Origin of the sequence: Halomonas sp. DP4Y7-1 (assembly GCF_019800705.1) — a bacterium.
GTDB classification, from domain to species: domain Bacteria; phylum Pseudomonadota; class Gammaproteobacteria; order Pseudomonadales; family Halomonadaceae; genus Halomonas; species Halomonas litopenaei_A.
The window spans coordinates 1-12,356 of record NZ_JAHVKS010000014.1 but is presented as its reverse complement, the minus strand read 5'-3'; the positions used below and the strand labels follow the sequence as shown (position 1 = coordinate 12,356).

At 59.7% G+C, this 12,356-nt stretch carries 10 protein-coding genes; 7 read left to right on the top strand and 3 right to left on the bottom strand.

The window, feature by feature from the left end; genetic code table 11:
• Positions 1 to 90 precede the first annotated feature (90 nt).
• Entirely contained in the window at positions 91 to 531 is a 441-nt protein-coding gene (locus KUV72_RS19340) for a YtoQ family protein (RefSeq protein WP_206944839.1), read from the top strand.
• Positions 532 to 677: 146 nt separating this feature from the next.
• Here the strand turns inward: KUV72_RS19340 and trxA are convergent, their stop codons facing one another.
• Positions 678 to 1,001 (bottom strand): thioredoxin, encoded by a 324-nt coding sequence (gene trxA / locus KUV72_RS19335; protein WP_206944838.1) that lies wholly within the window; start codon positions 999 to 1,001, stop codon positions 678 to 680.
• A gap of 365 nt (positions 1,002 to 1,366) precedes the next feature.
• Here trxA and cysB point away from each other — a divergent pair, with 365 nt between their 5' ends.
• Positions 1,367 to 2,338, top strand: a complete 972-nt coding sequence (cysB, locus tag KUV72_RS19330; protein ID WP_206944837.1) for an HTH-type transcriptional regulator CysB — start codon at positions 1,367 to 1,369, stop codon at positions 2,336 to 2,338.
• Between the two features lie 91 nt (positions 2,339 to 2,429).
• On the opposite strand, the gene KUV72_RS19325 is transcribed toward cysB, so the two are convergent.
• Both KUV72_RS19325 and pabB read right to left on the bottom strand, forming a co-directional pair.
• Positions 2,430 to 3,173 (bottom strand): phosphoadenylyl-sulfate reductase, encoded by a 744-nt coding sequence (locus KUV72_RS19325; protein WP_206944836.1) that lies wholly within the window; start codon positions 3,171 to 3,173, stop codon positions 2,430 to 2,432.
• A gap of 134 nt (positions 3,174 to 3,307) precedes the next feature.
• The gene (pabB, locus tag KUV72_RS19320; protein ID WP_222239466.1) at positions 3,308 to 4,678 is read right to left on the bottom strand and encodes an aminodeoxychorismate synthase component I; all 1,371 of its coding nucleotides are present in this window, start codon (positions 4,676 to 4,678) and stop codon (positions 3,308 to 3,310) included.
• 220 nt (positions 4,679 to 4,898) lie between these two features.
• Between pabB and KUV72_RS19315 the strand changes: the two genes are divergently transcribed.
• From KUV72_RS19315 to prpF, 5 genes are all read left to right on the top strand, one after another.
• Positions 4,899 to 5,636, top strand: coding sequence for a GntR family transcriptional regulator (locus KUV72_RS19315; RefSeq protein ID WP_206944834.1), 738 nt, complete (start codon positions 4,899 to 4,901; stop codon positions 5,634 to 5,636).
• 38 nt (positions 5,637 to 5,674) lie between these two features.
• Positions 5,675 to 6,568, top strand: coding sequence for a methylisocitrate lyase (gene prpB, locus KUV72_RS19310; RefSeq protein WP_206944833.1), 894 nt, complete (start codon positions 5,675 to 5,677; stop codon positions 6,566 to 6,568).
• A 103-nt stretch (positions 6,569 to 6,671) separates the two neighbouring features.
• A complete protein-coding gene (prpC, locus tag KUV72_RS19305) occupies positions 6,672 to 7,799 on the top strand; it encodes a 2-methylcitrate synthase (RefSeq protein WP_206944832.1) in 1,128 nt (375 codons plus the stop codon).
• A 111-nt stretch (positions 7,800 to 7,910) separates the two neighbouring features.
• Positions 7,911 to 10,502, top strand: a complete 2,592-nt coding sequence (gene acnD / locus KUV72_RS19300) for a Fe/S-dependent 2-methylisocitrate dehydratase AcnD (protein WP_206944831.1) — start codon at positions 7,911 to 7,913, stop codon at positions 10,500 to 10,502.
• Between the two features lie 2 nt (positions 10,503 to 10,504).
• Complete coding sequence (gene prpF / locus KUV72_RS19295; RefSeq protein WP_222239465.1) at positions 10,505 to 11,701, top strand: 2-methylaconitate cis-trans isomerase PrpF; 1,197 nt, start codon at positions 10,505 to 10,507, stop codon at positions 11,699 to 11,701.
• Positions 11,702 to 12,356: the final 655 nt, after the last annotated feature.

The window sequence follows — 12,356 nt, the reverse complement described above, 5'->3', positions numbered from 1 at the left end:
GTTGCGCCGTGCCCGCGAGGCCTGCCTCGGATGAGACGATGAGTGTGCTTCTTGAAACAGCCGGTCTAACCCTACAAAGGAAACGATGCAATGAGCTTTACCGTCTACCTGTCTGGAGAGATACATACCGATTGGCGTGAGGAGATCAAGCAGGGCGCCCGGGAGGCGGGGCTCGACGTCGTCTTCACCCAGCCGGTGACCGACCATGATGCCAGTGATGCAGCTGGTGATATGCTCGGCGTGCCCGGGGAGGGCTTTTGGCGGGACCATCAGTCATCGCGGGTCAATGCGATTCGCACCAGAACCCTGATCGGCGAGAGCGACCTGGTCATCGTGCGCTTTGGTGACAAGTACAAGCAATGGAATGCGGCCTTCGACGCGGGGTACTGTGCGGCGCTTGGCAAACCCTATGTCACCCTGCACGCAGAAGAGATCGTGCACCCTCTCAAGGAGGTCGACGCTGACGCTCAGGCTTGGGCGACCAGCACTGATCAGGTGGTGGAGATCCTGCGCTACGTGCTGCGCAAGTAAGCGCGCGAGTGGCCTGGCAGCATGCCGAGATGAAGGCCTAAAAGCATCGAACCCGACGCCTGTTCACAGGCGTCGGGTTCGATGTGTCAGCACTGACTCGTCTTATGCAGGCGGTGCCGTGCCGAGCGCTCGTCAGGTCGTGCTGCTCAGGCGTTCTGTTCGATGAACTGGGTCAGCTGAGACTTCGACTGAGCGCCCACCAAGGAAGCAACCTTGGCGCCTGACTTGAACAGCATGACGGTGGGTACACCGCGCACGCCCTGCTCGGCGGCGATTTCAGGGGCGTCGTCCACATTGATGCTGACCACCTTGAGGGCGCCGTCACGCTCTTCGGCGACTTCATCGACCACCGGTGCCATCACCTTGCACGGACCGCACCAGGGAGCCCAGAACTTCAGCAATACCGGGGAATCGGCCTGCAGAACTTCCTGCTCGAAGTTGGCATTGGTGACATCGACATTGTTAGCCATGTGTTTCTCCATATATGTTGCGCTTCATCGAGCGGAATGGGGGACATGTCCGCCATGTCCGGTGGCACGATGGTAGCGGTCGGCCAATACGCTGGCAAATATTGGGTCGATAGTTTCTTAGTCAGCTTACGAACCGCTGCAATCGATCTCATTATGCTATAAAGTAATCACCGCAGGGTTCTTTATGGCGCTTTGGTATGTGCCGGGCGGCGGTGGCCCCTCTTACGAACGAGTCCGTTGCCATGGCAACTATTGTACGTAAAAGGCATTTACGCCATGCCGAACATGGCTGATACCTCCATTGAGCGCCTTGCCGCATCTCTCTTGCACCAATCCGACGACTTCGGACGAGGTAAGCTCCGGCCATGAAATTACAGCAGCTGCGCTACATCTGGGAGGTTTCCCGCCACAACCTCAATGTATCGGCGACCGCCCAGAGTCTGTTCACCTCCCAGCCAGGGATCTCGAAGCAGATCCGCCTGCTCGAGGACGAGCTGGGGGTGGAAATTTTCGCGCGCAGTGGCAAGCACCTTACCCGAGTCACCCCGGCTGGCGAAGCGATCATCGAGCTGGCCGGTCAGGTGCTGCGGTTGACGGCCAATATCAAGGATGTGGCTCAGGAACATTCGGATGAGCGACGTGGAAGCCTGGCCATTGCCACTACGCACACCCAAGCCCGGTATTGTCTGCCTCCCGTGATTCAGTCGTTCACCCAGCGATATCCTGACGTGGCCTTGCACATGCAGCAGGGGACGCCCAAGCAGATCGCTCAGATGGTGAGTGAAGGGCAGTCGGACTTTGCCATCGCCACCGAATCCCTTGAACTCTTCAATGATCTGGTGCTGTTGCCCTGCTACCGCTGGAATCGCTGTGTGCTGGTGCCGCGCGATCATCCGTTGGCGGGGGTAGAGCGACTGGGCCTGGATGAACTGGCCGAACACCCCCTGGTGACCTACGTTTTTGGCTTTACCGGTCGGTCTCAGCTCGACGATGCTTTCAGGGCTCGGGGCCTGTCGCCCAATGTGGTGCTGACGGCCGCTGATGCCGATGTGATCAAGACCTATGTGCGGCTTGGCCTCGGCGTGGGCATCGTGGCGCACATGGCGGTGGATGAAGAGCTGGATCATGATCTTGTGGCGCTGGATGCCAGCCATCTGTTCGACAGTTCCACCACCAAGATCGGCATTCGTCGAGGAACCTTCATGCGTGGCTACATGTATGACTTCTTGAAACAGTTTGCCGACCACCTTGATCGAGATCTGGTGGATGCGGCGCTGGCGGCAGGGCCCCGGCATGAGCACACCCTGTTCGAGGGTATCGAGCTGCCAGTACGCTGAGGTAAGCAGCAGAAGCGTAGCCGCAGGACACCAAAAAGCGCCCCGAAGGGCGCTTTTTTTGATTCAGCTCGACGCTCGTGCCGGTGGACGCTTAATCCTTGGCGGCCACCGGGGGCAGGTTGAGGACGTGCAGACCGCACTCCTTGCCGCCCTGGTCTTCCCACCACCAGCGCCCTTCACGTTCGTGCTGACCGGGAAGGATGGGCCTGGTGCAGGGTGCGCAACCAATGCTGACGTAGCCCTGCTCATGCAGACGGTTGTAAGGCACATCGAAGGAGCGGATGTAGTTCCAGACGTCTTCACTGGACCAGTGGGTCAATGGATTGATCTTGTACAGCGGTGATGACTCACTGCCGAAGGTGGTGTCGCGTTCGGCGATCTGCAGCTGAGAGCGGGTGCCTGGGCTTTGATCGCGACGCTGCCCGGTGACCCAGACGGGGAGTCCCGCCAGGCGTTCACGCAATGGCGCTACCTTGCGAATACCGCAGCACTGCTGGTGGCCATCCTGATAGAAGCTGAACAGGCCCTTCTCGCGAACCAGGTCCTGAACTGCCTGCTGATCAGGAAAGCGGATGTCTATCTCGATGGCGTAGTGCTCGCGCACCCGCTCGATAAACTCGTAGGTTTCCGCATGCAGCCGTCCGGTATCCAGGCAGAAGACGTGCACCTTATCCTTGGGCGCTACCTTGAGGGCCAGGTCGATCAGTACCACGTCTTCGGCACCGGAGAAGGAGACTGTCAGCTGGCCGAAGGCCTCATAGGCGGCTTTCAGGATGTTCTTGGGCGTCGCCTGGTCATGTTCCAGGACGAAGGCATTGGGGTCAAAGGGCGTCACGGCGACCTCCAGTGTGTGTTTTGCCGCTACCCTACCAAAAGGCGCTAGTCCGGCCCCAATATCGATTGGTTCGGTTCTTATATAGCGTTTATCGATTAGCGATAAGGGTTCTTATTCCCATTGGTTTGGGCGGGTCAGTCCTGATGGCTGCTATCGCCCAGGGCTGACATCAGGTGGCGAATCTTGTCTCGGGTCTCAGTGTACTCAGCGTCTGCCTCGGAATCGGCCACTAGACCACCGCCTCCCCAGATATGCAGATGCTTGTCATCGGCCACCACCGTGCGAATCGCGATGGACGTGTCCATATGGCCACGAACATCGACATAGCCGAGGCTGCCGCAGTAGGCACTGCGTCTGTCTGGCTCCAGTTCGTCGATGATCTGCATGGCGCGAATCTTGGGTGCCCCGGTGATGGATCCCCCAGGGAACGCTGCCTCCATCAGGGTCAGCGGTGGCGTGTGTGGCGGCAGCTTTCCACTCACGATGCTGACCAGGTGATGCACGTTGGCGTAGCTTTCCAGACCGCACAGCTGGGGAACGTTCACACTGCCGGTTTCGCAGACTCGCCCCAGGTCATTGCGTAGCAGGTCCACGATCATGACGTTCTCGGCTTGGTCCTTGACGCTTTGCCGTAGTTCTTCAGCGAGGGCCAAGTCTTCGGCCGGCGACTGTCCACGAGGACGAGTGCCCTTGATGGGCCGTGCTTCCACGGTGCCTTCCCGGCATTCGATAAAGCGCTCTGGAGACACCGACAGGAGACCTTGTTCAGCGTGACGGCCTTGCCACGACATGAATCCGGAAAAGGGCGTTGGGGTCGCCGCTCGAAGGCACCGGTAGGCTCCCCATAGATCGCCCTGGTAGCGTGCCGAGTAGCGCTGGGCAAGATTGATCTGGTAGCAGTCTCCTGCCCGAATGTAGTGCTGAACACGCTCAAAGCGGTCGCGGTAGGACGCTTCGTCGAGGTTGGAGGTGAAGCGGGATGTCAGTGTGAAGTGACTGTCTTCGGCAGGCTCGAGCAGCCAGGCGAGGACCTGCTGACGTCGCGCCGTGTCGGCAACGAGATAGCTTCGTTGTTGCTCGTGGTCCTGAATCAAGGCCCAGTCGTAAAGGCCCAGTCGTGCCAGGGGAAGTCGGGTGCTCGCGCGTGCCGGGCCTTTGACTCCGGCGATAAGGCGACCCAGGTCATAGCTCCAATAGCCGATCAAGCCTCCGAGAAAGGGCAGCTCGGAGACCAGGTCTGTCTTCGGCAATCGGTTGAGCAGGCGTTGCTGAGCGGCGAAGGGAGAGCCCGTCACAAGGTTGCCTTCCGCATCCCACGCCTTGCCCAGCGGATCGATCTCCAGTTGATCGAGCGGATCACTGGTCAAGATATCGAACCTCCCGCCGGGAGCCTTAGGCCTGCCGCTGTCCAGCAGCACAGCACCAGGTCTCGAGCGGAGTGACTCGAAATAGCCGAGTGGCGTGGGCTGATAGGGCATTGGCGTGATGTCTAGCTGGGCGTTCATGCGGGGCCTCGGGTAGTGCAGGCTGCGTATTCTACGGCCAACGCAAACACTTGTCGTTGTTGCCGCGGGCGTTGCCTCAACGCTGCATTTGTCACCGTGCTGACACCTTGGGTTGTATTGTCTACAACCAATGGCTAAGGTTGTGGTCCTTGCCGGGCATTGACCCAGTCTTTGGCCTGTCTTACATTCCTGTTATCCATTTATTGTCGACAATCAAGCCATGACCAGCGCTGAACACGAGATAGTGGTACCCCCCGAAGTCAGGACCCTGGCAGAGCGTGTTTTCCACCAGCTGCAGGACGCCATCGTCCGTGGTGAGCTGGCGCCTGGCAGCAAGATCACCGAGCCGGGCCTGTCGAAGGCCTATGGCATATCCCGTGGTCCACTGCGAGAAGCCATGCGCCGCCTTGAAGCGCACCGCTTGATCGAGCGCGTGCCCCACGTCGGGGCGCGGGTGGTCAAGCTATCGATGAAAGAGCTGATGGAGCTTTTCGATGTACGCGAGGCGCTCGAGAGCATGGCGGCGAGAATCGCGGCCGAGCACATGACGGCCAGCGAGATAGCCGGGCTGAGAGAGGTCCTGGCCGTGCACGAGAAACAGGCGGACCTGGCCAGCGGTGAAGCCTATTACCAGCGCGAGGGCGATCTGGATTTTCACTACCGCATCGTACTAGGTAGCCACAATCGGATGCTCATGGCGTTGCTGTGTGACGACCTCTACTACCTGGTGCGCATGTATCGCACTCAGTTCAGTGCCAGCGGTGCCAGACCGCAGAAGGCGTTTGTCGAACACCACCGTATCGTCGACGCCATTGAGGCAGGGGACGCCGAGCTTGCCGAGCTGCTGATGCGACGCCATGTCAGCGCTTCCCGCGAGAACGTCATGGCCCGCTATGCCGCCTCTCTTGAAGGCCGTGATGAGCCCGATGTGGTCATCGGTGCTGATCTCGGTAGCTGATGGCCTATTTTTCGACCCCACCATGATTGGAGACTTGCATGACATCCCCTAGCTCAATGACGCCGGGCGCTCGCTTCCGCGCAGCCCTTGCCGCCCATACGCCGTTACCCATCGTCGGCACCATCAATGCCTACACCGCGATGCTGGCCGAACGTGCAGGCCACCAGGCGATTTACCTGTCCGGCGGGGGGGTTGCCAATGCGTCCTTCGGTCTGCCTGATCTGGGCATGACCACCATGAATGATGTGGTGGAAGATGCCCACCGCATCTGCGGTGCCAGTGACCTGCCACTGCTGGTGGATATCGATACTGGCTGGGGTGGGGCCTTCAACATCGCGCGCACGGTCAAGGAAATGCAGCGTGCAGGCGTGGCGGCCGTGCATCTGGAAGACCAGGTGGCGCAGAAGCGCTGTGGCCACCGTCCCAACAAGGCCATCGTGTCCCAGCAGGAGATGGTGGATCGCGTCAAGGCGGCGGCGGACGCCCGCATCGATCCGGATTTCTACTTGATCGCGCGTACCGATGCCTTTCAGAAAGAGGGGCTGGATGCTGCCATCGAGCGCGCCAATGCGTGCATCGAGGCTGGCGCTGACGCCATCTTCGCTGAAGCCGTGCATACCCTGGATGACTACCGCGCGTTTTGTGCTCGGGTTGATGCACCGATTCTCGCCAATATCACAGAGTTCGGAGCGACCCCGCTGTTCAGTCAGCAGGAGTTGGCCGAAGTGGGCTGTCGTCTGGTCCTGTATCCGCTTTCAGCCTTCCGGGCGATGAACGCAGCAGCGCTTCAGGTGTATCAGAGTATTCAAAGCAACGGCCATCAGCGCGATGTGGTGGACATGATGCAGACCCGTGAAGAGCTCTACGACGTGCTGGGCTACCACGAGTTCGAACGCAAGCTGGATGCGCTGTTCGCCGAGGGCAAGGACTGACATCACATCGGCTCGCCAGATGATGCGGTGACGCGCTTTCGCGCTCAATCACGCTTGATCATTTTTTATAACAACGTCCAACGATGACATAAGGAGCTACGCCATGGCTGACAAACCGATCGGAGGCGCTGGGTTGCGCGGTCAAAGTGCCGGTGCCACGGCATTGTGCACGGTGGGACAGAGTGGGTCGGGGCTGACCTATCGCGGCTACGATATCAAGGAGCTGGCTGACAAGGCCCGCTTCGAGGAGGTCGCTTACCTGCTGTTGAAGGGAAAGTTGCCCAACCAGCGTGAACTTGACGACTACATTGCCAAGCTCAAGAGCTTGCGGGGTCTGCCCGATGCCTTGAAGACCGTACTGGAGCAGATCCCGGCGGATGCCCACCCCATGGACGTCATGCGTACCGGCGCATCCATGCTCGGCAATCTCGAGACGGAAGCCGATTTCGGCCAGCAGCAGGATGTCGCCGACCGTCTGCTGGCGGCGCTGCCATCCATCATCTGCTACTGGTACCGCTTCAGCCATGATGGAGTGCGTATCGAGACCGAGACAGACGATGCGTCTATCGGCGGTCACTTCCTGCACTTGCTGCGCGATGCGCCCGCGTCAGAGCTGCATGCCAGAGTGATGAACGTCTCGCTGATCCTTTACGCAGAGCACGAGTTCAACGCCTCCACCTTTACTGCGCGGGTCTGTGCCTCGACCTTGTCCGACATGCACTCCTGCGTGACCGGGGCGATTGGTTCGTTGCGCGGTCCCTTGCATGGCGGTGCCAACGAGGCAGCCATGGCGATGATCGAGAACTGGCGGAGCCCGGAAGAGGCCGAGCAGGAAATCCTCGGCATGCTGGAGCGCAAGGAAAAGATCATGGGGTTCGGCCACGCCATCTACCGCGAGTCCGATCCTCGCAATGCCATCATCAAGGAGTGGTCCAAGAAGCTGTCGGAGGACGTGGGTGACAGCTTCCTGTATCCGGTGTCGGAGCGGGTTGAAGCGGTCATGTGGCGTGAGAAGAAGCTTTTCTGCAACGCCGATTTTTTCCATGCCAGCGCCTACCACTTCATGGACATTCCGACCAAGCTGTTTACACCGATCTTCGTGTGCTCGCGGGTGACCGGCTGGTGCGCTCACGTGTTTGAACAGCGTGACAATAACCGCATCATTCGTCCCAGCGCCGACTACACCGGGCCTGCACACTCTGACTGGGTGCCGATCGAGCAGCGCGATTGACGCAACACTCGCGTATCGGCCAGCAGCGGCAGGCACTCTGCCTGCCGCTTCTTCTAACAACATGTGTCATCGAGCCGCATTCGATGGTGCAAGCGACCGTGAACTCCTGCCATGAATACCGATTTCCGAAAGCCGCTCCCCGGCACTGAGCTGGACTACTTTGACACCCGGGAAGCGGTGAATGCCATCGCCGACGGCGCCTATGAGCGTTTGCCTTACACCTCCCGAGTGCTGGCGGAAAACCTGGTCAGGCGCTGTCCTCCGGAGGATCTCAGGGCATCTCTGTCACAGCTCATTGAACGCAAGCGAGATCTGGACTTCCCCTGGTTCCCGGCGCGTGTCGTGTGTCATGACATTCTGGGACAGACTGCCCTGGTAGACCTGGCAGGGTTGCGCGACGCCATCGCCGAAAAGGGCGGTGACCCGGCGAAGGTCAACCCTGTGGTGCCGACCCAGCTGATCGTCGATCACTCGCTGGCGGTGGAGCATCCGGGGTTCGAGGAGGGTGCCTTCGAAAAGAACCGCGCCGTCGAGGATCGGCGCAACGAGGACCGCTTCCACTTTATCAACTGGACCCGTGAAGCCTTCGAGAACGTCGACGTCATTCCCCCGGGCAACGGCATCATGCACCAGATCAATCTGGAGAAGATGTCGCCGGTGATTCAGGCGCGGGAGGGCGTTGCCTTCCCGGATACGCTGGTCGGCACCGACAGTCATACGCCCCATGTAGACGCACTGGGCGTCATTGCCGTCGGCGTGGGCGGCCTGGAGGCCGAGAGCGTGATGCTGGGTCGAGCCTCTTACATGCGTCTACCGGATATCGTCGGGGTAGAGCTTAGCGGCAAGCCACAGCCGGGTATCACGGCGACAGACATTGTGCTGGCCCTGACCGAATACCTGCGGTCGGAGCGGGTGGTATCCAGCTATCTGGAATTTTTCGGTGAAGGCGCCGCGCACCTGACCTTGGGTGACCGGGCTACGATCTCCAACATGACACCGGAATATGGTGCCACCGCGGCCATGTTCTACATCGATGACCAGACGCTGGACTATCTGAGGTTGACCGGACGGGAGCCTGAACAGGTCGCCCTGGTCGAAACCTATGCCAAGGAAGCGGGGCTGTGGGCGGACAGTCTGGTCGATGCCCAGTACGAACGCGTGCTGCACTTTGACCTGTCCACGGTCGAGCGCACTCTGGCCGGTCCGTCGAGTCCCCATAACCGGGTGTCCACCCGTGAGCTGGAAGCGCGGGGGATTGTGGCGCCCTATGAAGAGACGCCTGGCCAAATGCCGGATGGGGCGGTCATCATTGCCGCGATCACGAGCTGTACCAACACCTCGAACCCACGCAACGTGATCGCGGCGGGTCTGCTCGCCAAGCGCGCCAATGAGCTGGGCCTGACGCGTAAGCCATGGGTCAAGACATCGCTGGCGCCTGGGTCCAAGGCTGTACAGCTCTATCTGGAAGAATCCAGCCTGCTGAGTGAGCTGGAGCAGCTTGGTTTCGGCATCGTCGGCTTTGCCTGTACCACCTGTAACGGCATGAGCGGTGCACTGGATCCCGAGATTCAGCGAGAAGTGGTCGAGCGTGACCTGTACGCAACGGCCGTGCTGTCAGGCAATCGTAACTTCGATGGCAGGATACATCCCTATGCCAAGCAGGCATTCCTTGCCTCGCCGCCCCTTGTGGTCGCCTACGCCATCGCGGGCAGTGTGCGCTTTGATATTGAAAAAGGCGTGCTGGGTCATGACCCTGAGGGCAACCCCATCACCCTGAAGGAGCTGTGGCCAGCGGATGAAGAGATCGACGCGATCATTGCCGAGAGCGTCAAGCCGGAACACTTCCGCGATGTCTACATTCCGATGTTCGACACCACGTTTGACAGGTCCAAGGAGATCAGCCCGCTGTATGACTGGCGTGAGATGAGTACCTACATTCGCCGTCCTCCTTATTGGGAAGGCGCGCTGGCAGCCGAGCGGTCCCTGACGGGGCTGAGGGCGCTTGCAGTATTGGGTGACAACATCACGACCGATCACCTGTCGCCGTCAAACGCCATCCTGCCGACCAGTGCCGCTGGCGAATACCTCGCCAAGATGGGCTTGCCGGAAGAAGACTTCAACTCCTATGCGACCCATCGAGGAGACCATCTCACCGCCCAGCGCGCGACCTTTGCCAACCCCAAGCTGGTGAACGAGATGGCGGTGGTCGACGGTGAGGTCAAGCAGGGATCGCTGACTCGGCTCGAGCCTGAAGGTGAGGTGATGCGGATGTGGGAAGCGATCGAGACCTACATGTCGAGAAAGCAGCCGCTGATCGTGATTGCTGGTGCCGACTATGGGCAGGGGTCCTCTCGAGACTGGGCAGCCAAGGGGGTGAGGCTGGCCGGCGTTGAGGTGATCGTGGCAGAAGGGTTCGAGCGTATTCACCGTACCAACTTGATCGGCATGGGAGTGCTCCCCCTGGAGTTCCTGCCGGGAACGACACGCAAGACGCTGGGAATCGATGGCAGCGAGACCTTTGATGTCAGCGGTGATATCCAGCCCGGTGCCCGCTTGACGCTCAAGATTCAGCGAGGGAATGGAGAGGTCGAGGACGTTGCTGTCACCTGCCGCATCGATACCTTTGAAGAGCTGTCGATCTACAGTGCTGGCGGTGTCTTGCAGCGGTTTGCTCAGGATTTTCTTGAGTCGGAGGTAGCGTGACCATGGCGAACCTGCCGCAGCTTCGTATTCCCGCTGTTTACATGCGTGGTGGTACCAGCAAAGGAACGTTTTTCCGCCAGGACGACCTTCCTGAATCTGCACGTCGCCCTGGGCCAAGCCGAGACGCTTTGTTGATGCGTGTGGTGGGTAGCCCGGATCCCTACGGCAAGCACACTGATGGCATGGGGGGCGCCACCTCAAGCACCAGCAAGGTTGTCATCGTCAGTACCAGCGAATCACCAGATCACGACGTCGACTACCTGTTCGGCCAGGTGTCCATCGACAAGCCGTTCGTCGACTGGAGCGGCAATTGTGGCAACCTTTCGTCAGCCGTCGGCCCCTTCGCCATCGAGAGTGGAATGATTGCGCCCGAGCGCATTCCCCATGATGGTGAGGTCGAGGTGCGAATCTGGCAGGCCAACATCGGCAAGACGATCGTCTCCCGTGTGCCGGTGCGCAACGGCCGGGTACAGGAAACCGGCGAGTTCGTGCTGGACGGCGTCGCCTTTCCCGCCGCTGAGATTCACCTCGCCTTCAAGGATCCCGCCGATGGGGAGGGCAGCATGTTTCCCACGGGGCACGTCGTCGACGAGCTCAGCGTGCCCGACGATATCGTGGCCGGAGGGAGGATCGACGCTACCCTGATCAACGCAGGCATCCCGACGATCTTTGTCGATGCCGCGGATCTCGGTTACCGGGGAGACGAGCTCCAGGAAGACATCAATGAGGATCCTGCTGCGCTAGCCCGGCTTGAAGCGTTGCGTGCGCATGGTGCGCTCAAGATGGGGCTTATCAACCGGCTAGAGGACGCGGCAAGTCGCCAGCACACGCCTAAGCTTGCGTTCGTTGCCCCTCCCAGGAGCTACGCGGCGTCCAGCGGTAAGTCGATAGAGGCCGGCGATATCGACCTTCTGGTCAGGGCGATGTCGATGGGTAAGCTGCACCACGCCATGATGGGAACCGCTGCTGTCGCTATTGGTGTGGCTGCCGCCGTGCCTGGCACCTTGGTCAACCGCGCTGCCGGAGGCGGCAAGGAGCGAGTCTCGGTTGTCTTTGGTCATCCCTCCGGCACGCTGCGGGTAGGGGCAGGCGTCAGGCAGCAGGAGAATGAGTGGGTCGCCGAGGAGGCCACCATGAGTCGTAGCGCACGCATCCTGATGGAGGGTCTGGTGCGTGTGCCTCAGGACGGCATCGAGTAGGTTGTAGCGGCTAGTCTTCGCCTGCGTTCAGCCATCGTGAAGAAGGCTCGGACAGCGCCTGACATTTTTTAAAAATATCCCTTGCCAAGCCGGCAGTAGATCCGTAAAGTACGCATCCGCTGCCGGCGACGAGCAAACGTCACAGGCGGTAAAGAGTGGTAAAAGCAGTTGATTTGAAAAGGCTTTTTGAAGCTTCTCGGAAAAATTACTGCTTGACGAGCAACGAAAAATCGGTAAAATGCTCGCCACTTGATCGGAGTCGCCGACAGGGCATCAAAGGATGCGCTGAGGCACGCTTCGCTCTCTTTTGAAGTCTGCGAGCATCGCTTGCAGGACGCAAAAGAAAGCGCTTGACAAAACGCTTCGATTCTGTAGAATACGCCTTCCTCGCAGGGCGCTGAGCAAAGCGCTCGGCAACAGCGAGGCGCTCATTGAGCTCACTAGAGTCAAGAGCACGCTCTTTAAAAATTGATCAGGTAATTCATGTGGGCGCTTGCCGATGAGTCAGTGACAATGTCACTGAAATATCAAGGCAAGCGACTCGTCAAACGAGACGTTTGAACCTTGAGCCAAGTTTGGTCCGCTTAACGGACTATCAGACTTTAAACTGAAGAGTTTGATCATGGCTCAGATTGAACGCTGGCGGCAGGCCTAA

Bases quoted from the DNA above. Each gene is read 5' to 3' on its own strand.
- KUV72_RS19340 (WP_206944839.1), top strand. From the start codon at position 91: ATGAGCTTTACCGTCTACCTGTCTGGAGAGATACATACCGATTGGCGT.
- trxA (WP_206944838.1), bottom strand. From the start codon at position 1,001: ATGGCTAACAATGTCGATGTCACCAATGCCAACTTCGAGCAGGAAGTT.
- cysB (WP_206944837.1), top strand. From the start codon at position 1,367: ATGAAATTACAGCAGCTGCGCTACATCTGGGAGGTTTCCCGCCACAAC.
- pabB (WP_222239466.1), bottom strand. From the start codon at position 4,678: ATGAACGCCCAGCTAGACATCACGCCAATGCCCTATCAGCCCACGCCA.
- KUV72_RS19315 (WP_206944834.1), top strand. From the start codon at position 4,899: ATGACCAGCGCTGAACACGAGATAGTGGTACCCCCCGAAGTCAGGACC.
- prpB (WP_206944833.1), top strand. From the start codon at position 5,675: ATGACATCCCCTAGCTCAATGACGCCGGGCGCTCGCTTCCGCGCAGCC.
- prpC (WP_206944832.1), top strand. From the start codon at position 6,672: ATGGCTGACAAACCGATCGGAGGCGCTGGGTTGCGCGGTCAAAGTGCC.
- acnD (WP_206944831.1), top strand. From the start codon at position 7,911: ATGAATACCGATTTCCGAAAGCCGCTCCCCGGCACTGAGCTGGACTAC.
- prpF (WP_222239465.1), top strand. From the start codon at position 10,505: ATGGCGAACCTGCCGCAGCTTCGTATTCCCGCTGTTTACATGCGTGGT.